General features: G+C 65.4%; 18 protein-coding genes and 1 riboswitch. Of the genes, 7 read left to right on the plus strand and 11 right to left on the minus strand.

Going from position 1 to position 21,545, the window contains the following annotated elements:
- Window positions 1–6 precede the first annotated feature (6 nt).
- The gene (locus H681_RS25615; RefSeq protein WP_080636194.1) at window positions 7–1,731 is read left to right on the plus strand and encodes an ATP-binding protein; all 1,725 of its coding nucleotides are present in this window, start codon (window positions 7–9) and stop codon (window positions 1,729–1,731) included.
- A gap of 42 nt (window positions 1,732–1,773) precedes the next feature.
- On the opposite strand, the gene H681_RS25620 is transcribed toward H681_RS25615, so the two are convergent.
- Both H681_RS25620 and H681_RS03015 read right to left on the minus strand, forming a co-directional pair.
- A complete protein-coding gene (locus H681_RS25620; protein ID WP_015475353.1) occupies window positions 1,774–2,187 on the minus strand; it encodes a very short patch repair endonuclease in 414 nt (137 codons plus the stop codon).
- Window positions 2,188–2,248: 61 nt separating this feature from the next.
- Window positions 2,249–2,950, minus strand: coding sequence for a hypothetical protein (locus tag H681_RS03015; protein WP_041711696.1), 702 nt, complete (start codon window positions 2,948–2,950; stop codon window positions 2,249–2,251).
- A 414-nt stretch (window positions 2,951–3,364) separates the two neighbouring features.
- Between H681_RS03015 and H681_RS03020 the strand changes: the two genes are divergently transcribed.
- Window positions 3,365–3,553 carry a hypothetical protein gene (locus H681_RS03020; protein ID WP_015475355.1) on the plus strand — a complete coding sequence of 63 codons (189 nt, stop codon included), beginning with the start codon at window positions 3,365–3,367 and terminating at the stop codon, window positions 3,551–3,553.
- Window positions 3,554–3,607: 54 nt separating this feature from the next.
- Here H681_RS03020 and H681_RS03025 read toward each other — a convergent pair whose 3' ends face one another.
- From H681_RS03025 to cobG, 5 genes are all read right to left on the minus strand, one after another.
- On the minus strand, window positions 3,608–4,936 hold the full coding sequence (locus H681_RS03025; protein WP_015475356.1) for an MFS transporter: 1,329 nt from the start codon (window positions 4,934–4,936) through the stop codon (window positions 3,608–3,610).
- A 236-nt stretch (window positions 4,937–5,172) separates the two neighbouring features.
- Window positions 5,173–6,822 carry a precorrin-3B C(17)-methyltransferase gene (gene cobJ / locus H681_RS03030; RefSeq protein WP_015475357.1) on the minus strand — a complete coding sequence of 550 codons (1,650 nt, stop codon included), beginning with the start codon at window positions 6,820–6,822 and terminating at the stop codon, window positions 5,173–5,175.
- Entirely contained in the window at window positions 6,822–7,562 is a 741-nt protein-coding gene (locus tag H681_RS03035) for a precorrin-2 C(20)-methyltransferase (RefSeq protein ID WP_015475358.1), read from the minus strand. Before H681_RS03035 ends, cobJ begins: the two co-directional genes overlap by 1 nt.
- Window positions 7,562–8,188 (minus strand): precorrin-8X methylmutase, encoded by a 627-nt coding sequence (locus H681_RS03040; RefSeq protein ID WP_015475359.1) that lies wholly within the window; start codon window positions 8,186–8,188, stop codon window positions 7,562–7,564. The genes H681_RS03035 and H681_RS03040 overlap by 1 nt, the downstream gene beginning before the upstream one ends.
- Window positions 8,181–9,536, minus strand: a complete 1,356-nt coding sequence (cobG, locus tag H681_RS03045) for a precorrin-3B synthase (RefSeq protein ID WP_442961249.1) — start codon at window positions 9,534–9,536, stop codon at window positions 8,181–8,183. The genes H681_RS03040 and cobG overlap by 8 nt, the downstream gene beginning before the upstream one ends.
- A 77-nt stretch (window positions 9,537–9,613) precedes the next feature.
- Window positions 9,614–9,847, minus strand: a riboswitch (cobalamin riboswitch).
- Between the two features lie 70 nt (window positions 9,848–9,917).
- On the opposite strand from cobG, the gene H681_RS03050 reads away from it, so the two are divergent.
- The 4 genes from H681_RS03050 to H681_RS03065 all read left to right on the plus strand — a co-directional run bounded on the left by H681_RS03050 (window position 9,918) and on the right by H681_RS03065 (window position 13,735).
- Entirely contained in the window at window positions 9,918–11,129 is a 1,212-nt protein-coding gene (locus tag H681_RS03050; protein WP_015475361.1) for a bifunctional cobalt-precorrin-7 (C(5))-methyltransferase/cobalt-precorrin-6B (C(15))-methyltransferase, read from the plus strand.
- Between the two features lie 15 nt (window positions 11,130–11,144).
- Window positions 11,145–12,242, plus strand: coding sequence for a cobalt-precorrin-5B (C(1))-methyltransferase (locus tag H681_RS03055; protein ID WP_015475362.1), 1,098 nt, complete (start codon window positions 11,145–11,147; stop codon window positions 12,240–12,242).
- Window positions 12,239–12,967: a cobalt-precorrin-6A reductase gene (locus H681_RS03060; RefSeq protein WP_015475363.1), complete on the plus strand. Its 729-nt coding sequence runs from the start codon at window positions 12,239–12,241 to the stop codon at window positions 12,965–12,967. Before H681_RS03055 ends, H681_RS03060 begins: the two co-directional genes overlap by 4 nt.
- Before the next feature lie 144 nt (window positions 12,968–13,111).
- The gene (locus tag H681_RS03065) at window positions 13,112–13,735 is read left to right on the plus strand and encodes a glutathione S-transferase family protein (RefSeq protein ID WP_015475364.1); all 624 of its coding nucleotides are present in this window, start codon (window positions 13,112–13,114) and stop codon (window positions 13,733–13,735) included.
- Here H681_RS03065 and H681_RS03070 read toward each other — a convergent pair.
- Genes H681_RS03070 through H681_RS03080 form a run of 3 tightly spaced genes read right to left on the minus strand, consistent with a single transcriptional unit; the run spans window position 13,732 to window position 15,792 of the window.
- The gene (locus H681_RS03070) at window positions 13,732–14,070 is read right to left on the minus strand and encodes a hypothetical protein (RefSeq protein WP_041711698.1); all 339 of its coding nucleotides are present in this window, start codon (window positions 14,068–14,070) and stop codon (window positions 13,732–13,734) included. The two genes, H681_RS03065 and H681_RS03070, sit on opposite strands and share 4 nt — an antisense overlap.
- A gap of 28 nt (window positions 14,071–14,098) precedes the next feature.
- On the minus strand, window positions 14,099–14,797 hold the full coding sequence (locus tag H681_RS03075) for a VWA domain-containing protein (RefSeq protein ID WP_167650139.1): 699 nt from the start codon (window positions 14,795–14,797) through the stop codon (window positions 14,099–14,101).
- Window positions 14,779–15,792, minus strand: a complete 1,014-nt coding sequence (locus tag H681_RS03080; RefSeq protein ID WP_015475367.1) for an ATP-binding protein — start codon at window positions 15,790–15,792, stop codon at window positions 14,779–14,781. Before H681_RS03080 ends, H681_RS03075 begins: the two co-directional genes overlap by 19 nt.
- Window positions 15,793–16,371: 579 nt before the next feature.
- Here H681_RS03080 and H681_RS03085 point away from each other — a divergent pair.
- Window positions 16,372–17,469 carry a 3-deoxy-7-phosphoheptulonate synthase gene (locus tag H681_RS03085; protein WP_015475368.1) on the plus strand — a complete coding sequence of 366 codons (1,098 nt, stop codon included), beginning with the start codon at window positions 16,372–16,374 and terminating at the stop codon, window positions 17,467–17,469.
- Between the two features lie 261 nt (window positions 17,470–17,730).
- Here H681_RS03085 and cobN read toward each other — a convergent pair whose 3' ends face one another.
- A complete protein-coding gene (gene cobN, locus H681_RS03090; RefSeq protein ID WP_015475369.1) occupies window positions 17,731–21,462 on the minus strand; it encodes a cobaltochelatase subunit CobN in 3,732 nt (1,243 codons plus the stop codon).
- Window positions 21,463–21,545: the final 83 nt, after the last annotated feature.

Consider the following 21,545-nt stretch of genomic DNA (forward strand, 5'->3'; position numbering starts at 1 on the left):
GAAAACATGGCGGCCACCAAGGATAGCATTGAGGTAAGTTTTAACTCAGATGCCGACTATTTGATCCAAGGTCTAACTTCCGATGTGAGCACTATAGAGTGTATATATGATTTAATTGATAACTCTATAGATGCAGCGCGCTCTAAAATTCTAAGTGGCTCAAAGGTGGTCAAGAAGGACTTCTTCGGATTGCCTGCCTCATATAAGAAATTCAAGATTGAACTAGATATCTCCTCCCGAAAGGTCGCTGTCTCTGATAACTGTGCTGGAATAGATGAGAGTACTCTTTCTGAAAAAGTTTTTACCATTGGGAAGAGGTCTAGGCACGCCTTTGGTATTGGTCATTATGGCGTTGGACTGAATCGGGCGATATTTAAGCTTGGCAGTTCTGTGCAACTGATGACGGATAATGGGAGGCACGCATTTTCTCTTGGTTTCTCTGAAGAAGATGTGCGAGCTGCAGTAGAGAATAAGTCAACAATTCAGGCCAAAAGACTCCCCACTAGTAAGAATAGCTACTACAAGTTAGAGATCGATAGTGTTAAGGGTGATGTGCTGCCCGATCTAGGATCGGATACGTGGCTTGAAACTTTGCGAGATCAAATAAGAATTCGGTATGCGATATTTTGTCGGAAAGGGCTTGTAATCACTGTAAACAAAAAGAAAGTTGGGAGTTTTGGCCCGAAAATACGAAACCCTGATTTTCTGGAGAAGAGAGCGAAGAACTTTGTATCTCAAAATGGCGTCTCCGTTTATCTGGAAGCTGGGCTTCATGAAAACTATCGTATTGCAAAGTTTGAAAGCGATTATGAGAAGTTTAAACCGGTGATCAAAGGGTTGACGCCGGAGTATGGGTGGTATGTTGTATGTAACGATAGGATAATACTGGTCGCTGATAAAACCAAAACCACTGGCTGGACCACTACAGCTTGGCACAATGAGTATCATGGGTTTCTTGGATGGGCCTATTATGTTAGCGAGGATCCATCTTTATTGCCATGGGATACGAAGAAGACTGGAATAAATACAAATAATCAAACGCATATTGAGGTTCTAAGCTCGCTTAAGGAACTTGCGGATGATTATCGAAGCAGAAATAGAAGCTTAAGACAGTCGAAACCTGAGGGGCTGGCGTCTGAGCCAGCTAAGCCGCGAGGTAGGGGCGCTGGCGCTGGCGTTCGCGGTGGGATCCCTCTTGGTGGTGTTGGTAATTCTGAAGGCAGGAATGCTTCGGGATCGGCGATTCATACTAAAGAAATGGATATGTTAATCTACAATATATCCGCAGTTACTGGCTCTCCACGAATTGCGTCGTTCCTTCAAGAGGCCAAAGAGATATCAATCAAAGAGCACCCATATACTGCTATGGTATTGCTACGTGTTCTGTTCGAAGCAGCTCTTCGCGATTATTTGTTAAGGCATAAGCATTACCAGAAGGTAAAGGATTCTGTTTTCGAGGAGCAGGCTGTTCAAGGGCGGCCTTTTAATCAAAAGCAAAAGAGGGACTTTACACCTGCGCTATCAAATATGCTGAGCTGGGTTGTGAAGAATACGGAAATATTCAGTTCTGACCTGAGGAGAGGGACGAAGACCTCAATAGATAATTTTATTAGGGATCTTTCGCGCTTGAATGGCATAGTGCACGAAGATGGGGTGCTTACGGATTTTTCTGAGGCTAAGCAGATAAGAAACAATGCTCTGAAGGCGTTGGAGACATTTTTGGAGAGCTGAGATCCAGCTAGCCTTATAGTGACATGTCGGGTGGGCCTAATATCATTGGCCCATTTCCAAAAAGTCGCGCAGTTTTTCTCTCAAATTTTCTATATTGCTTAGTTCGCACTGCCAGACTGTTAATACCTGCCAGCCGTCTGCTTCAAGGGAATGTATGTTTTCTGCATCTCTTTCTTTATTTCTTTTGATTTTGTCCTGCCAATATTCGAGGCGCGTTTTGGGAAGCCGTCCGTATCGGCAATTAGTATGCCCATGCCAGAAGCACCCGTTCACAAAGACCACCTTCTTTCTTCTCAAAAAGGCTAGGTCGGGCCGCCCGGGTAGGTACTTGAGATGCAGTCGATAGCGATACCCCATTCCAAAAATCAAGCGCCGGACGAAAAGTTCCGGAGCCGTATTTTTCCCTTTGACACGACTCATTAGCCAACTGCGCCGCTCGATGCTCAAGCGATCCATTTTGTTTAGACCTAATCGGCTTTCATTCGGCTCGACGTTCGAATAATCAACACATGCTCCTTCAGCACCACACGACCTTGCAGGCTAGATACTCGCCAATCACAATGCGGATATCGACTCCATCTTGCCAGTCAACCAAGTATCTGTAGCGTCCGGGCTGTACGATCAGCCATGCCCCGATTTGAATTGGAGGTATGGTTTTCCCCGATGCACGTAGGAACGCGCGGCATCCTAATTCAGGCCATAGGGGGTGGACGTAGTCTTCTAGGTTTTCGAAATCCTGTATCTCTTCAGTAGTCATCGTTGGGATGGCGCGAATCGAGTAAAGGTCAGGCTCGTCGTTCCAGTATTCTCCTAGCTCGTATACCGCATGCCCCTGCGCCAATTTCATGATCACGTTTCTGACTCGTGCTTCGTCGGGCTGCCACCAGATGTGACCAGAGTCATCTGTTCTCCGGCACTGTTCCAACTGGTTTTTCAGTCGCGGATTTCTGGCTAGCGCTTGTTTGATCTTCTCTCGCGATAGCTGGCTGATCTCAGTCGTTCCGGACATGGTGCATTCCAGCAGGCATGCTAGGTATTCCTCGTTTAACGAGAAGCCGCCGTTGCACTTTTGGCAGGCTTCAACGACTGGAAGGTTTTCTGGAAGTGGATTGTCCAAGAGAACGCGAGAGGGGACATGGTCGACGGTTTCGGGCGGCCCACCGCAGTAGGCGCATCTGCCTTTCAAGCGTTCATCTAGAAAGAGGTGCTTGGGATCCACGCATTAGTCTCCAATTACCAGTACGGCGTCGGCTTTATCGTAGACCAGCTCGCTTTGGAGGAGTTTTCCTGCTCTACAGGAGGGGAGGCTGAGGCAAGAGAAATGTAAACAGGTCGTCCATTTCTCAGGGTTTTATTTACATTTTCTCTATCATGAGAACTTTGTGTTTTTGCAGGGCTTTGATTTTTAAAGATTATTAGTGCTGTTTACGGTCCCTGGGTATACAGAACCGTTCTGACCAGTTCGGTTTCGTCCCCAAGAGCGCAGCCTTCGAGCTGCGCTTTTGCGTTTCTGGGACGCTCGTTTGAGCGAATGTTCGTAACGGTCTTTCTCGGAAGCGGCTATTTAATTAGCTGGCTAATTAAATGATTCTGGAACTGCCTTGATGTACGGCAAGACCGGAGAAGAAAAGACATGAGCATTACCGTGACCGAGCGTGACGACGACCATAAATCCCGCGAATTCCGCGCCCACGGCGGGCGTTGCTGGGATGTGCATCAGGAGGGCCTGCTGGTCGGCATCTTCCACAGTGAGCGGGAGGCCCGGGCGTACCGCGCCGCGCTGGAGCTGGAGGAGCGCTACCGGCGCGGCGCCGAGTTCTAGAAGGCTCGTTACGAAAAGGCCCCGTCGATACGGGGCCTTTTGCTGTGGCGTGGGTCAGTGCGGACGTTTGCGCAGTTGCTGCGTCGGAATGCCGATCAGCAGGATCAACGCACCGATTATCAGGACCACGCCGATCACGTCGAAGGCCAGGTACAGGTTGCCGGTAGCGGTCTTGATCGCGCCGACCACGATTTGGCTGATCACGCCGGCCACGCCGCCGATACTGCTGATCACGGCGATGCCGCCCGCCGCCCGCGCCGGGCTGAGCAGGGCGGGGGGAATGGTCCAGAACAGTGAAAGGGCGGACATCGCCGTCGCCGCCCCCAGGGTCATCAGCGCCACCGAGAGCATCAGGTTCCCCTGGGCGAAGCCGAGTAGGAAGAAGCATGCGGCGCTCACCAGCATCGTGGCGCCGACGTGCCAGCGGCGTTCCTGGTGCTTGTCCGAGCTACGGCCGAGCAGGTACATGCCGACGATGCCCAGCGCGTACGGCAGGCTGGCGAGCAGCCCGATGGACTTGAGGTCTTCCACGCCGAAGCCGCGGATCAGCGTCGGCATCCAGTACGACACCGTGTTCGAGCCGCTGTAGACGCAGAAGAACACCAGGCCGGCGATGTACACCCGAGGGTCGCGCAGCACATCGAGGAAGCGGCCGTGGTCGCCGGCCTTCGCGGGTTCGGTGGCCAGTGCGGCCTCCAGGCGGGATTTCTCCTCCTCGTTCAGCCATTTCGCGTCGCGCGGGCGGTCCGCCAGCCAGTACCAGCCGAACACGCCCAGCAGCGCGGCGGGGATGCCTTCGAGGGCGAACAGCACCTGCCAGTCGCGCAGGCCCATCCAGCCGTGGAAGTGGGTCATGATCCAGCCGGCCAGGGGACCGCTGACGATCCCGGCGACCATCGCCGACATGACGAACACTGCCGTGATCCGGCCGCGCAGTTCGGTGGGGAACCAATAGGTGAGATAGAGAATGACGCCAGGGAAGAACCCGGCCTCGGCGACCCCCAGGAAGAACCGCGCGACGATCAACTGGTTGGCGGTGGTGACGAAGGCGGTGGCGACGGTGACCATGCCCCACAGCACCATGATCCGCGTCAGCGTGGCGCGGGCGCCGGCACGCTGCATGTACAGGTTGCTGGGAACCTCGAAGAGGATGTAGCCCAGGTAGAAGATGCCCGCGCCGATGCCGTAGGCGGCCTCGCTCAGGGCGATGTCTTCGGCCATGCGCAGCTTGGCGAAGGAGATGTTGAGGCGGTCGATGGCGTTGATTGCGTAGGCAATGACCAGGAACGGCAGCAGGCGCCAGATCACCTTGCGGTAAAGCGCGCGGGTCGACTCCGGGGAGTATGTCGTGGGCGGCGCGATCGTCTCGAACGTTTGACTCATGGTGGCTCCTGCTGGTGTGGCCAGATTGTTCTTGTTGTGTGCGAAAGCGGACAGGAGCGACGAGGATAGGGGGGCGACGCTGCGGCGGGACTCACCCGAAGGGGGGGTAACACGGGGGGGAATTGTAAGATGAAATTACGAGGAGCCTGGTGGTCCCCTGCCCCTGGCAGCAGGGGCGTGGAGCGAGGCGTTCAGCCTTGGGCCTCCGCCCGGGGCGCAGAGGCTATCCAGGGCGCTCAGCGATACCAGCGAGGCGTGTACACCCAGTCGCCGCCACCGGCGCGTGGGAAGCGCCGGGTCAGGGACGAGCCGACGATCACCAGGGTACGCATGTCCACCATCTCCGGAACCAGCTCGCCAAGGGGGACGACGCGCAGCGCCTCCGCCGGACGGCCGATGTCGCGGCCGAGCACCACCAGGGTTTCCGGTGTGCGGTGGCGGCGGACGATCTCCAGGGCGCGCCCCAGTTGCCAGGGGCGAGCCCTGGAGATCGGGTTGTAGAAGGCCATGACCAGGTCGGCGGCGCCGGCGTGATCGAGGCGCTTCTCGATGGTCTCCCAGGGCTTGAGGTTGTCCGACAGGGAGATCAGGCAGAAATCATGCCCTAGCGGTGCGCCGGCCTTGGCGGCGGCGGCCAGCGCAGCGGACACGCCCGGCAACACCTCCAGTTCCACGCCGTGCCAGTCGGGATCATCGCTCCCGTGCAGCGCCTCCATCACCGCGGCGCCCATAGCGAAGACACCGGGATCGCCGGAGGAAATCACCACCACCCGCCGGCCGCTGGCGGCCAGTTCGAAGGCGTGGCGGGCGCGCTGCATCTCCTCGCGATTGTCGGTGCAGTGGCGCACCTGATCGTCGCGCAGGGGCTCGGCCATATTCACATAGGTCTCGTAGCCGAGCAGGTCCTGGGCCTCGTCCAGCGCATGGCGCACGGCGGGGATCATGAAGTCGCTGGCGCCGGGGCCGAGACCGATCACGCTGAGTCGCCCGCGCGGCTGGCCGATGCCTTCGGCTTCGCCTGGCGTGGCAGTGCGGTGCAGGTGGAAGGAGTCGCCATGCAGCATGGCCGGCGGCAGTTCGTCGTCGCTGTGGATGAACCGCAGCGGCACGCCCAGCTCGCGGGCGGCCTCGGCCAGCGCCGGGTCGGCCATGCGGCAGCGCGGCGCGACCAATGCAGCCAGCGATACCTCGGCCAGCCCGGCCTGCGCCAGGCCCTGGCGGATGCGTTCGGGCAACTGCGAGTCCACCAGCGTGACATGGGCGAGGACGATGCGCGGATGGATGCGCAGCTCGTTGTGCGCGATGCCTTCGGCGCGGGAGTCGATGCGCAGGGTATGCGCGGCGTCGTCGGCCAGCGGCAGGTCCAGCTCGTCCAGCCACAGCGCGTCGCCTTCGATGCGCAGGGTGTCGCCGCCCAGCAGGTCGGAGACGAAGCGCTTGCCCTGTTCGATGTCCGCCAGCGCGTAGCCCGGTGGCGGGTCGAGCAGGCAGGCACCGAAACGCAGTTCGCCGCTGGTGGTGATGGCCGGCGCTATGTCCAGCGCGGCGGCCATCTCGCGGGCCATGCGGTTGACTCCGCCGAGCCCGCCGAGCAGCGGCACCACGGCGCTGCCGTCTTCGGCGACGGCCAGCACCGGCGGCTCCGCGCCCTTTTCAGCCAGCAGCGGGGCGAGGGTGCGGATGACGATGCCGGCGGCGCACAGGGCGATGATCGGGGTGTCGTCACGGTAGAGCTGGCGCAGGGTTTCGCCGAAGTTCGCGTAGGACTCGTCGGCGCCTTCGACGCGGTCCTTCAGGCCCAGTACGCGCGCCTGTGGATAAATGCCCTGCAGGCGTCGGGCCGTGGCCAGCGCACCTTGGCCGAGAATGACAATGGCGATGCGCATCAGCCGTTCCACCGCTGGCCGGGGATGACGATCATCGAGAAGTACGGCGAGGCCATCGGGTCCACCTCGTCCAGCGCGACGATGCGCTGCTCGCGCATGGTTGCGCGCTCGACGTAGTGGGCGCCGCCGTCACGGCCCAGCTCGCGCAGCACGCGCCGGACCTTGTCGAAGTTGCGCCCGAGCTTCATCACCACCGCCGCATCGGCGTCGGCCAGGCGGCGCTTGAGTTCGTCTTCCGGCAAGACGCCGGACAGCACCGCCAGGCTCTGGTTGCGGTACACCAGCGGCACGCCGAGTACCGCCGCGCTGCCGAGCATGGAGCAGACGCCGGGTACGACTTCGGTGGCATACCGCTGCGAAAGGCGGTCATGCAGGTACATGTAGGAACCGTAGAAGAACGGATCGCCCTCGCAGATCACCGCCACGTCGCGGTTGGCATCCAGGTGTGCGGCCACCTGCGCGGCGGCGGTGTCGTAGAAGTCGCTGATCACGCCTTCGTAGGTCAGCGGCGGCTCCAGCTTCTCGGTGGTCACCGGATAGACCAGCGGCAGTCGCTGCTGCTCATCGAGCAGGTGCTGCTCGATGATGGCGAAGGCGTTGCCGCCCTGGCCGGCGTGGTGCTTGGCCTTGGCTACGAAGTAGCCGATCACCGGGGACGCGCGCAGCAGGCGCAGGGCCTTGAGGGTCAGCAGTTCCGGGTCGCCCGGGCCGACGCCCAGGCCGATGAGGCGGCCGGTCATCACTCCACCTCCGTGGCCAGGGCGTTCACCGCGGCGGCCGCCATCGCGCTGCCGCCACGGCGGCCGCGGACGATCACGTAGGGCACGCCACGGCTGTCGGCGGCGAGGGCGTCCTTGGATTCCATGGCGCCGACGAAGCCCACCGGGAAGCCGAGGATCAGCGCCGGTTTCGGTGCGCCGGCATCGAGCATTTCCAGCAGGTAGAAGAGCGCGGTCGGCGCGTTGCCTATCACCACCACGCTGCCTTCCAGGTGCTCGCGCCAGTGCTCCAGCGCCGCGGCCGAACGGGTGTTGCCCAGCTCGCGGGCGAGCGCCGGGACGTCCGGATCGTTGAGGGTGCAGATCACCTCGTTGTGCGCCGGCAGGCGCGCGCGGGTGATGCCCTCGGCGACCATTCGCGCATCGCAGAGGATCGGCGCGCCAGCGGCCAGCGCCGCTCGGCCGATGGCACCGGCGCCTGCGGAGAAGCGCAGGTCCTGCACGACGTCGACCATGCCGCAGGCGTGGATCACCCGCACGGCGAGTTTCTCGAGGTCGGCGGGGATGGCGGAGAGCTCGGCTTCGGCGCGGATGGTGGCGAAGGACTGGCGGTAGATCGCCTGGCCGTCGCGAATGTAATCAAGCATCGGTGGGGGCTCCGGGTGCGGCCAGCAGGTCGCCGGCAGCCTTGAGGGAAAGGTTGCGCGCCAGCGGCTGGCCGAAGCCGGCCACGCCATCGGCGCGACGGAACAGGTCATAGCGGTCGTCGGCGACGGCCAGCAGGGTGTAGGAGGCGACGTGGGCGGCGGCGCAGGAGCGCGGGCAGCCACACAGGTGCACGCCGGCCGGCGGTGCGTGGCGCAGGCGTTCGGCCAGGCGCAGGGCATCGGCCTTGGTGTCGGCCAGCCCGCGCGCGCAACCGCTGGCGCCGCTACAGGCGATGAGGCGCGACAGCGGCTGGGCGGCGTCGATCAGCAGGCCGAGATTGGCCAGTGCGCCGAGTGCGACGGGAGCATCGGCCGGGGCCACGTCGGGGAGTATCAGGCTTTGCCAGGGCGTCAGACGCAGCTGTCCGCCGCTGAAACGCTCTGTCAGATCGGCGAGGCCGAACAGTATCGAGCTGTCGAGACGACCGAGGACGAATCCCGCACCGACCAGGGTGCGTTCCGGCTGACGCTGCGGACGAATCCCCAGGTAACCGAAAGCCTGGGGCGCAGGACGCCGCCAGTTATCCACAAGTGGACCGAGTCGCAGGAGGAACGGCAGGCGTTGCTGCAGGCGCTCCAGCAGCGCTTCGTCGCGGAGCTTCTCGCGCAGGTGGCGCATGCGCGTCTGGCCGTCGCCGGCGAGATCGAGGAACAGGTGCAGCAGGGTTTCCACCAGCAGCGGTAGCTGCTCGGCGGACACCGCGGCGAGGGCGGGACGATCAGTCTTGCGCTGCGGCGGACAGCCGGCCAGGCCGAAGGCGAACAGCGGCGCGGCATCCTCAGACATCGCCGACAGCCAGATATCGTTGGGGTGCTCCAGCATCGCCAGCGACTCGCCGGCATCCAGTTGCACGCCGAACTTGGGCGAGAGGCCGTGGAAGCGTGGGGTGCGCTCCAGCAGATCGAGCAACTGACGCGCCAGCGGCTGGGCGTCGAATGCCGTGCCCGCATCCAGGCCGAGCGCCGGACTGACCAGCAGGTTGCGCACATCGTCCGCCGCCAGCTCGCGCGGGCCGAGGCCCGCGGCCAGCAGATCACGGCTCAGCGCATTCTCGGCACCGGCATGTACGCCACGAATCTGCAGGTTGGCGCGGTTGGTCGCTTCCAGCACGCCGTCGGCATGGCGTTCGGCAGCCAGGGCGATGGCGCGCGCGGCTTGGGCGTCGAGTTGTCCACAGGGCAGCTTGATGCGGCAGATGCCGCCATCGCGGGAGGCCACGATGCGCAGCAGGCCAGGGCAGGCATGCGGACGGACGGGCAGAGCTGAGGAGTCTTGCACTGAGGTCACCAGGGCTGGGTCGCGGTGACCTGCGAATCCCCACAGGGGACTTCACGACACCGATACACCCCGCTCGATGTCTGCACGCGCGACTGGTTTCGTCGGCAGGTCTCCTGGCTGGCAGGTCCTCATCCGGCACGGCCTTCCCGGTTGCCCAGTGGCCAGATCGACGACAACAGACGCTGTGGTCGAAGTGCGCGGACTCGCTGCTTACAGTTGCGGGGGCAGCCACGGTTTTTCCGTGTTCCCTCTTCGGCTCTCGGATGCATCGCCTTCAAACAGCGAAGCGTCCTACGAGCACCGACGATGCGGGTATTATGCCTGCTTTGCCCGAGGGCGGAACAAGCCTGCCCGTCGGATCGATCATCGCATCCCTTCAGAGGAATCCCCATGACGCCCTGGCTGACCATCGTCGGCATCGGCGAGGACGGTTACGCCGGCCTCGGCAAGGCGGCACGCCGTGCGCTGCTCGCAGCCAGCGAGGTGATCGGCGCGCCGCGCCAGTTGGCGCTGTTGCCGCACTGCCTGCGCGCCAGCCGTCAGGCCTGGCCGAGCCCGTTCAGCCTGGAGCCGGTACTGCGTCGGCGCGGTGAGCCGACCTGTGTGCTGGCCAGTGGCGACCCGATGCTGTTCGGCGTCGGCGCGAGCCTTTCCCGTCAGATTCCGCCCGAGGAAATGCAGGTCATTTCCGCACCATCGTCCGCCGCTCTGGCCGCCGCGCGGTTGGGGTGGGCGTTGCAGGACTGCACGCTGTTGTCGCTGCTGGCACGTCCGCTGGCGGCGCTCAACGCGCAGCTGCATCATGGCGCGAAACTGCTGGTCCTCAGCAACGACGGCGAGAGTCCGGCCGCCATCGCCGCGCTGCTGCGCGAGCGCGGCTTCGGCCCTAGCCGCATCTGCGTGCTGGAGCACCTGGGGGGCGAGTCGGAGCGGCGCATGGATGGGCTGGCCAGCGACTGGTCACCGAGCGAGACCGCTGCGCTGAATATCGTCGCGGTGCAATGCGTAGCCGGCTCAGACGCGGTTCGTCTGCCCCTGACCATCGGCTTGCCGGACGAGGCCTACCGCCATGATGGCCAACTGACCAAGCGCGATGTGCGCGCGGTGACCCTGGCGCGGCTGGCGCCAACGCCGGGCGAGTTGCTCTGGGACGTCGGCGCCGGCTGTGGCTCCATCGGCATCGAGTGGATGCGCGCGCACCCGAGTTGCCGCACGCTGGCCATCGAAGCCAACGACGGGCGCCAGGAACATATCCGCTTCAACCGCGATGCCCTTGGCGTGCCGGCGCTGCAACTGGTCTGCGGTGCCGCGCCGGACGCGTTGCAGGGGCTGGAGCGTCCCGAGGCGATCTTCATCGGCGGCGGCGTGACCGTGCCTGGTGTCTTCGAGCGCTGCTGGGATCAGCTCAAGCCCGGTGGCCGCCTGGTGGCCAATGCCGTCACGCTGCAGAGCGAGGCGCTGCTGGTGAGCTGGCGCGAGCGCATTGGCGGCGAGTTGACCCGTCTTTCCGTGGCCCAGGCCCAGCCGCTGGGTGGCTTCGATACCTGGCGCGCGGCGTTGCCGATCACCCTGCTGGAAGTGCACAAGCCCCTGGCCGACTGACGATGCGTGACGCCCATGCGTGAAGAGACGCCCGAAGAACCTCGCCCGCTGCGCAGTGGCTACACCACCGGCAGTTGCGCCACCGCCACCAGCCTGGCGGCGGCGCGCCTGCTGCTGACCGGCGTGGCCAGCGATGCGGCGCAGATCGTGCTGCCGAAGGAGCGCAGCGCGACCCTGCGCCTGGAGTTCTGCCGGCTTACCGTCGACGGCGCCGAAGCCGGCACGCTGAAGGATGCCGGCGACGATCCGGACGTGACCCACGGTGCGCTGGTCTTCGTCCGCGTCGCCCTGAGCGCTGAGCCCGGTGTGCGTTTCCACGCGGGAGAGGGCGTTGGCACCGTCACCAAGCCGGGGCTGGTGCTGGCGGTGGGTGAGCCGGCGATCAACCCGGTACCGCGGCAGATGATGCGTGACAACCTTGCCGTGCTGGCGGCCGAGTGCGGCTATGCCGGCGGCTTCGACGTCACGATCAATATCGAGGGCGGCGCCGAGCTGGCGCTCAAGACCATGAACCCGCGCCTGGGCATTCTTGGCGGCCTGTCGATCCTCGGCACCACCGGCATCGTCCGGCCGTTCTCCTGCTCGGCGTACATCGCCTCGATCCAGCAGGGTATCGACGTCGCCCGCGCCAACGGCTTCCGCCACCTCGCCGCCTGCACCGGCAACGCCAGCGAGGATGCCATGCGCCGCCGCTACGGCTTCGACGACACCGCGCTGATCGAGATGGGCGACTTCGCCGGCGCCGCGCTCAAGCACCTGCGCAAGGTGCCGGTGGAGCGCTTCAGCGTCTGCGGCGGCTTCGGCAAGATCAGCAAGCTCGCCGCCGGCCACATGGACCTGCACAGCCGTCACTCCAGCATCGACCTGCCGCAACTGGCCGAGTGGGCTGCGGAGATCGGTGCGTCGGCGGAGCTGCAACAACGCATGCGCGCGGCCAACACCAGCCAGCAGGCGCTGGCGCTGTGCCGCGCGGAGGGGATCGCCCTTGGCGATGCGGTTTGCGCCCGCGCGCTGGCATTCGCCCGGCGCATCGTGCCCGTCGAGGTGGTGCTGGAAGTCTTCGCCATCGACCGCCAGGGCAATCTGGTGGGTGAAGCGCTGGAGGTGCGATGAAGCGCGTACTGCTGCTGGGCGGCACCGGCGAGGCGCTGGCCATCGCCCGGCGTCTCGGCCCGCGGCACCTGTACAGCCTGGCCGGCCTCGGCAAGGTGCCGGACGACCTCGCCTGCGAAGTGCGCGTCGGCGGCTACGGCGGCGCGGAGGGACTGGCTGCGTTCATCCGTGAGCAGGGTTTCGAGCTACTGCTCGATGCCACCCATCCCTACGCCGCGCAGATCAGCGCCAACGCCGCCCGCGCCGCGCAACTGGCAGGCGTGCCATGCTGGGCGCTGCGTCGTCCCGGCTGGCAGGCGGGAGCGGAGGACGACTGGCGCGAAGTGGCCGATTGGCCGGCGTTGATCGCCGCGCTGGAGCCTTTCCATCGCCCGCTGTTCACGATGGGGCGCGAGCCGCTGGAACATCTCGACGAGACTCCCGCGCACCAGTACTGGACCGTGCGCTGCCTGCAAAGCCTGTCCGGCAATGAGCGCGCCGAAGTGCTGGGTGCGCGCGGCCCCTTCAGCCTCGATGGCGAGCGCGAGTTGTTCACCCGCCTGGGCACCGACGTGCTGGTCAGCAAGAACAGTGGCAGCCAGGCCACCGAACCGAAACTGCAGGTCGCCCGCGAGCGCGGTGTGCCGGTGCTGATCCTGGCGCGGCCGACACTGCCGGCGGTGGAGCGGGAGTTCGACAGTCTCGACTCGCTCTGGCAGGCGCTGGAGCTCCTCGCAGCCGATTGACGGTGTGGTGGTTCACAGCTTCGTGGTGATTCGCGAGCAAACTCGCTCCTGCAGGGGTCACCTCCGATGTCGTGGCGATACGGCGCTTCTCCACCACCCCGTTGGCCTCTATGCTGGGTTCCGGTTTTCACAGGGAGTGACAGCATGTTGCGAATCCTCGGTCGCGCGTCATCGATCAACGTGCGCAAGGTGCTCTGGACCTGCGCCGAGCTGGGCCTGGCCTACGAGCGGGAAGACTGGGGCAGCGGCTTTCGCTCCACCGCCGAGGCGGAGTTCCTGGCGCTCAATCCCAATGCAATGGTGCCGGTGATCGTCGATGGCGACTTCGTACTCTGGGAGTCCAACGCCATCTGCAGCTACCTGGCCAACCAGTATCCGCGCCACGACCTGCTGCCCACCGCGCCCCGCCAGCGCGCATGGGTGGAGCAGTGGATGGGCTGGCAGGCCACCGAGCTGAACAGCGCCTGGCGCTATGCATTCATGGCGCGGGTGCGCAACAGCCCCAGCCATACCGACGAATCCGCCATCGCCCTGAGCGAGGCGCAGTGGAACCACTGCATGTCCCTGCTGGACCGGCAACTGCAGCGCACCGGTGCCTTCGTCATCGGCACCGGCTTCAGCCTTGCCGACATCGTGCTCGGCCTGTCGGTGAACCGCTGGTACCTGACGCCCATGCGGCGGCCCGATCTGCCTGCCGTGGCGGCCTACTACGAACGGCTGAGCGAGCGGCCGGGGTTCCGGCTGCATGGGCGCAATGGGGAGCCTTAGGCGTCGATGAAGAACTCATCCGGTCGCCCTGCATGCTCCCAGGCGTCCAGTGCTTTTTGCATGACGGCTTGCAGCCGCCCCGGGCTTCGGTACTCGTATCGGTGAGTGTGGAAGAGTACGGCCACGAAATCTTCACCGTACTCGCGTGTCCGCAGCGGAATTTCCAGCAGCAGGATGCCACATTCCTGTGCGTCGCGTTCGCCGCGCAGTGTCGTGGCCAGGCGTCGGCCTTCGGTACGCATTACGGCCGGTAGCGCGACCAGCTGGCATTCCTGCAGCAGCGCAGATATTTCATCGGTGGCGGCTTCACGGTAGAGGATCGCAACTGTTGTCATGTCGGTCTCTGTGTGGAAATAGGCCAGCTCACGAGGGTAGCGGAGGACTCTCGGGAAGATCATCGATGTGCCGATAATCCGCTCCCAGCTCGGCGGACAGGCGCTGCGCCCGCCCCATCCGCACCGCGCCAGCCTCGATATCCACCAGCACCGTCGGGCAGTTCAGCGGCTGTAGCGGCGGCCAGTCGCGCAGACGGCCATCGGTCAGCACCAGTAGCCGCTGGTACTCAGCGGGCTTCTGCCGCCGGCGCTGTTCCAGCCAGTCGCGGGCCTGATGCAGGGCTTCGATCAGCGGAGTGCCGCCGCCGGCGCCGAGTTGCGCCAGCCAGTCCTGCAATTGGTTCGAAGCCTTCTGGCCTTGCCACAACCAGCGCGGTTGTGCGCCCGTGGCGTGCAGCACGGCGAGGCGGGCGCGTTGCCGGTAGGCCTGCTCGAAGGTGTCGGCGAGCAAGCCCTTGGCCTGGGCGAGGGCGCCGTGGCGGCGGGTGCTGGCGGAGGCGTCGACGATCACCAGCCAGAGTTCGGCGGGCGTGCGGCCGCGGGCACACAGCAGCAGGTCCGCGCGGCGTCGTGGGCGGCCGTTGCGCAGGGTGGCGGGCCAGTCGATGCGGTCGTGCGCGCCCTGTTGGCGGGCGCCGCTGCGGCCGCCGGCGAGCTGGCCGGGTCGGGGGTTGGCATCCGCGCCTGGGGCCGGGCGCGGGCGGATGCTCAGGGCTTTTTTGGCCAGCCCGTCAGTTGCCGGGGTGCGCCCATCGCGATGCTCCGGGCAGGCAGCTCGCCCCACTGGCCCTCGCCGTTGGTGGTGCCGGAGTGTTGCGGTGACTGGCTGGGTGGCTGCACCGCTTGCGGCTGGGCACTCTGTTGCTGCGGTGCATGGCGACGGCGATGGGCGAGGGCGAAGTGTTCCACGGCATCGATGTCCTGCGCCTCGATGACGCTGGCGCCGCGCCAGGCGGCATGGGCACGGGCCGCGCGCAGCCAGACGAGGTCGGCACGCAGGCCGTCGACACCGGCGGCGTGGCAGCGCTCGGCGATGGTCTCCAGCGCGGCATCGTCCAGGGGGATCGCGGCCAGTTGCTGGCGCGCGTCGCCGCAGCGTTGTTGCAGGGCCTGCCGTGCGGCCTGCCAGTGCGCGAGGAACGCCTGCGGGTCGGCATCGAAGGCCAGCCGGCGGCGGACGATCTCGGCACGCTCGGTCGGTGCCGGCGCACCTTGCAGTTGCACCTTGAGACCGAAGCGGTCCAGCAGTTGCGGACGCAGTTCGCCTTCCTCGGGGTTCATGGTGCCGATCAGCACGAAGCGCGCCGGGTGGCTGTGGGACAGGCCGTCGCGTTCGATCAGGTTGACCCCGCTGGCGGCCACGTCGAGCAGCAGGTCGACGAGGTGGTCGGGCAGCAGGTTCACTTCATCCACATAAAGCACGCCGCCGTGGGCATGGGCCAGCACGCCGGGGGAGAACTGCGCGCGGCCTTCGCCCAGCGCCGCGTCCAGGTCGAGGGTGCCGACGATGCGTTCCTCGCTGGCGCCCAGTGGCAGGGTGACGAAGCGCCCGCCGTCCAGCAGGTCGGCGACGCCGCGCGCCAGGGTGGACTTGGCCATGCCGCGCGGCCCTTCGATCAGCACGCCGCCGATCGCCGGATCGATGGCCGCCAGGCACAGGGCCAGCTTCAGCTCATCGGCGCCGACGATGGCTGCCAGTGGGAAATGGGGAAGGGCGCTCATGGGGATTTCCTGCGGATTTCGTCCGTGCATGGTAGCGAACCGGGTGCAGGAGGTGCGACCAATGTCCATCGGATCGATAGATTCAAGTCATTGATCGGCGCTGCGCGATGCAGTACCTTGGCTGCACTTCCACGGAGAACATCATGCCGTCCAGCCTGTCCATCCAGTCCCTCGCCTGCCTCGGTGCCATTGGCTCCGCAGTCGCTCGTGCGCAGGTCCTGGTCGCTGCTGCCGACTATTTCTTCTATGGGTATTGGTTTAGCCAAAGGCGCGCCTGATACCCCACAGGCGCCCTAGCAAGCAGGGTCGCCAACCAGACAGATTCATGAAACCCCGGTCGGCAACCCGACCGGGGTTTTTGTTTTTCCGGCCCACAAGGCCCAACGCATTGAAACGAGCGAAAACGCTCAGACAGAGGATCGAGACATGACCGCCTACACCACTGATTACCGCTATTACCGCAACTCCGACTGGCGATTTAGCAGCGCGCTGCGTGCCACCCAACGAGCCTTGCCACGAACACTTAGATAGAGCGCCGAGCGCGGAAAGACCACCGCGCCGGCCAAGGATGCCAGTCAGATGAACGCTTCCAACTCCGCCCTGATCCGCCCCGAACACGCAGCCACCGCCGAAGTCCTCGACCTGCCGCTGCCCTCCGCTCGCCGCCGCGAACAGCCGCTGCCGAGCCCCGCCGAACTGCGCCAGCGCCTGCCGCTGTCCGCCGTCATGGCCCACCGCGTCCGCGAAGGCCGCGAGGCGATCCGCGCCGTTCTCGATGGCCGCGATCCGCGCCTGCTGGTGGTGATCGGCCCCTGCTCGCTGCACGACCCCGTCTCCGCCCTCGAATACGCCGACCGCCTCGCCGAACTGGTGCCGCAGGTGAGCGACCAGCTGCTGCTGGTGATGCGCGCCTACGTCGAAAAGCCGCGCACCACCATCGGCTGGAAAGGCCTGGTCTACGACCCGCAGCTGGACGGTACTGGCGACATGGCCGGCGGCCTGGAGCTGTCGCGCCGGCTGATGCTGGGCATGCTCGAACGCGGCCTGCCGATTGCCACCGAGCTGCTGCAACCGCTGGTGGCCGGTTACTTCGACGACCTGCTGGGCTGGGCCGCGATCGGCGCGCGCACCAGCGAATCCCAGGTACACCGCGAAATGGTCAGCGGCCTCGACCTGCCGGTAGGCTTCAAGAACGGCACCGACGGTAGCATCGGCATCGCCACCGACGCCATGCGTTCGGCCGCGCACCCGCACCAGCACTTTGGCATCGATGCGCAGGGTCGACCGTCGCTGGTACAGACCCAGGGCAACCCGGACACCCATCTGGTGTTGCGCGGCGGTCACGCCGGCCCGAACTTCGATGCGGCCAGCGTGCAGCAGATTCGCCAGGGGCTGGAGAAGCTCGGTCTGGAACCGAGCATCATGGTGGACTGCAGCCACGCCAACAGCGGCAAGGACCCGCTACGCCAGCCGGCAGTGCTGGACAGCGTGCTCGACCAGCGCCTGGCCGGCGATGCCTCGCTGCGTGGCGTGATGCTGGAGAGTCATCTGTTCGACGGCTGCCAGCCGCTGTCCGGCGAGCTGCGCTACGGTGTCTCGATCACCGACGGCTGCCTGGGCTGGAGCGGCACCGAGGCGCTGCTGCTGAACGCGGCGGAGCGTCTGCGTCGAGACTGAGCCGCTTTTCGTAGGAGCGAGCTTGCTCGCGAACCCGCCTCCACTGCGGGGGCAATGTTCGCGAGCAAGCTCGCTCCTACACGCAATCCTGCGGCGCTGTGCGCGGTAATGACCTGTAAATCGTAGGGCGCATAACGCGCCAGGGTTAGCCGCCACGAGGCAAACGGCGGATAACCCGTTCCAGGTTATGCGCCCTACGGTCGTGCATCGCGCTGGATGCCATCGCGGACGGAGTCCGCTCCTACGCAAGCGCGAGATCCCTCACTGCTCCTCGCTGTCCACCAACAGATTCTCCAGCATCTCCCGGTACTCCCCCGGCTCTTCCCACAACCCGCGCTGCTGCGCCTCCACCAGGCGTTCGGCGATGTCGCGCAGGGCTTCGGGGTTGTGCTGGCGGATAAATTCGCGGGTGTCGTCGTCCAGCAGGTAGGCATCGGCCAGCAGGCGGTACTGGTGGTCGTCGACCAGTTCGCTGGTGGCGTCGAAGGCGAACAGATAGTCCACCGTGGCGGCCAGTTCGAAGGCGCCCTTGTAGCTGTGGCGCTTCATGCCGGCGATCCATTTCGGGTTCACCGCGCGGGCGCGTACCACGCGGCCGAGTTCTTCCTTGAGGGTGCGGATGCGCGGGGTGTCCGGCTGGCTGTGGTCGCCGTGGTAGCTGGCGAGCGACTGCCCCTGGATGACCTCGGCGGCGGCCAGCATGCCGCCCTGGAACTGGTAGTAGTCGTTGGAATCGAGAATGTCGTGCTCGCGGTTGTCCTGGTTGTGCAGCACCGCTTGCAGGCCGGACAGGCGCTGGGCGAAGCGTTCGCGCGCCGGAGTGCCGTCGTCGCTGGCGCCGTAGGCGTAGCCGCCCCAGTTCAGGTAGGCCTCGGCGAGGTCGGCGCGGCTGTCCCATTGGCGCGATTCGATCACGCCTTGCACGCCGGCGCCGTAGGCGCCGGGCTGGGCGCCGAAGATGCGCCAGCCGGCCTGGCGGCGCGCTTCATCCAGTTCCAATCCCTCGGACTGCAAACGTGCCTGATCGGCCCGCACACGGGCGGCCAGCGGGTTCAGGTCGTCCGGCTCGTCCAGCGCGGCGACCGCCTGCACGGCCGCGTCGAACAGGCGGATCAGGTTGGCGAAGGCATCGCGGAAGAAACCCGAGACCCGCAGCGTCACGTCCACCCGCGGGCGGTCGAGCAGGGTGATCGGCAGGATTTCGAAATCCTCCACGCGCTGGCTGCCGGCCTGCCACACCGGGCGCACGCCGAGCAGTGCCAAGGCTTGGGCGATATCGTCGCCGCCGGTGCGCATGGTCGCCGTGCCCCACACCGACAGGCCGAGCTGGCGCAGATGATCGCCGTGGTCCTGCAGGTGGCGCTCCAGCAACCGGCTGGCGGACTGGAAGCCGAGGCGGAAGGCGGTGGGCGTGGGCAGGTTGCGCACGTCCACGGTGAAGAAGTTGCGCCCGGTGGGCAGCACATCGACCCGCCCGCGGCTGGGCGCGCCGCTGGGGCCGGGCGGGACGAAGCGGCCGTCGAGGCCGGCGAGCAGGTGGCCGATCTCGCTGGCGCCGCAGGCGTCCAGGGTCGGTGCGATCTGCTGGTGGATCTGTGCGAGAACTGCCGCGCTGGCGCTGCCCGGCGCGCCGGCCGAGCCGTCGATCAGGCGCAGGGCGAACAGTTCCAGGCGCTCGCGGGTGTCGCCGTTGCTGCGCCAGGGTTCGTCGCTCACCGCGAGCAGCACGTCCGGGCGCGGACCGTCCCAGGGTTCGGCGAAGGCTTCGTCCAGCGGGTCGCGACCCAGTTGCAGGTCCTCGCCCAGTGCGCGCAGCAAGCTGGCGTTTCCGCCGCGTCCATCACCGCGTGGGATGCGCACCAGTGACAGCAACGTATCGCGGCGCAACTCGCCCACGGGCGATTCGCCGAACACATGCAGGCCATCGCGAATCTGCGATTCCTTGAGGTCGCAGAGGTAAGCATCCAGCTGCGGCAGCCAGCCTTCCGCATCGTCGCTCAGCTGCAGGCCCAGCTCGCGGTCCAGCGCGGTTTCGCGCACCAGCGTGAGGATGTCGCCGCGCAGTTCGGTGGCGCGGCGCGGGTCGAGCAGGGAGGCGTCGTAGTACTCGTCGGCCAGGCGTTCGAGGTCGCGCAGGGGGCCGTAGTTTTCCGCGCGGGTCAGCGGCGGCATCAGGTGGTCGATGATCACCGCCTGGGCGCGGCGCTTGGCCTGGGCGCCTTCGCCGGGGTCGTTGACGATGAACGGGTAGAGGTTCGGCAGCGCGCCGAGAATCGCGTCCGGCCAGCATTCCTCGGAGAGACCGACGCCCTTGCCCGGCAGCCATTCGAGGTTGCCGTGCTTGCCGACGTGGACTATCGCGTCGGCGCCGAACACCTCGCGCAGCCAGAAATAGAACGCGAGGTAGCCGTGGGGCGGCACCAGCGACGGGTCGTGATAGATCGCCGCCGCGTCGAGCTGGTAGCCGCGCGCCGGCTGGATGCCGACAAAGGCTAGGCCGAAGCGCAGGCCTGCGACCATCAGGCGGCCACTGCGGAACATCGGGTCCTGCTGCGGCTCGCCCCAGCGCTCGCGCACCGCTTGCTGGTTGGCTTCAGGCAGGCGCGCGAAGCAGGCGAGGTAGTCGTCCAGCGCCAGGCTCTGCGCGCAGGGGCGCAGGTCGAGGCTGTCCAGATCGTTGCTGATGCCGCCGAGCAGTTGCTGGATCAGTGCTGTGCCGGAATCGGGCAGGCCGGCGACCGGATAACCCTGAGCCTCCAGCGCGCGCAGGATGTTCAGCGCGGCGGCCGGCGTGTCGAGGCCGACACCGTTGCCGATGCGCCCGTCGCGGGTCGGGTAATTCGCCAGGATCAGCGCCACGCGCTTGTCGGCGTTGGTCTTGCGCGCCAGCAGCATCCAGCGCCGCGCGAGCTCGGCGACGAAGTCCATGCCGGGCAGGTGCGGCAGGTAGCAGACCACGTCGCTCTGGCTGCGCTCGCTGCGCCAGGCCAGGCCCTTGAAACTGATCGGCCGGGTGATGATGCGACCGTCCAGTTCCGGCAGCGCGATGTGCATGGCCAGGTCGCGCGGACCGAGGCCCTGCGGGTTGGCGCGCCAGAGGTCGAGGTTGTCCAGCGAGCAGATGGCTTGCAGCACCGGCACGTCGCGGCGGAAGGGACGGTCCTGCGGCGCTTCCGGGTTCGACTGGGCGAAGCCGGTGGTGTTGATGATCAGCTCGGCGTCGGCGCTATCGAGCAGGTTTTCCACGGCATCGAGGCAAGCGGCTTCCTTGAGGCTGGCGACGGCGATGGGCAACGGGTTGATGCTCTGGGCCTGCAGGCGTTCGCAGAAGGTGTCGATGAAACCGGTGTTCGCCGCTTGCAGGTGGGTGCGATAGAACAGCAGCGTGGCGACCGGGTACTCAGGGTTCCAGTCGACCTGCCAGCGGGTGAGGTCGCAGCTGCCGACTTGCGGGTGATAGACCGCCACTCGGGGCAGCGTCCGTGGTTCGCTCCAGGCGTAGTCGCGTTGCAGGTGGCGGCTGGCCAGGCAGGCGAAGAACTGCCGGGCGTTGTCCATGCCGCCCTGGCGCAGGTACTGCCAGAGGCGTTCGGCATCCTCAGGTGGGACGTTGCACAGGGCGCCGAGTTCGGGGTCGGGCTTGTCGTCGCCGGGCACGGCGATCAGCGTGGCGCCGCGCTCGGCCAGCGCCGCCAGTTGCTCCATGCCGTAGCGCCAGTAGCCGACGCCGCCGTGCACCGAGATCAGGATGGCCCTGGCGTGCTGCAGTACCTCGTCGACGTAGAGGTCCACCGAGGCGTGGTTCTGCAACTGCATGGGGTTGGCCAGGCGCAGGCTCGGGTAGCCCTCCGGCAGCTCGCGGGCGGCCTCGGCGAGCAGCGCCAGGTGCGAATCGCCGCTGCAGAGGATCACCAGCTCGGCGGGCGTCTGGGCCAGGTGGGCGATGCCGTCGTCGGGGACGAAACCGCCGGGTTGGGTGCGCAGCAGATGCATGAGGCTTGCTCGGTGTAGGGCTTCATGTAGGAGCGAGGGGGCGCCTAGCTCTTGCTCGCGAACCAGACCCCGCTGCGAGGCCG

The sequence above is a fragment of the Pseudomonas sp. ATCC 13867 genome, assembly GCF_000349845.1.
Classification (GTDB): Bacteria; Pseudomonadota; Gammaproteobacteria; order Pseudomonadales; family Pseudomonadaceae; genus Pseudomonas.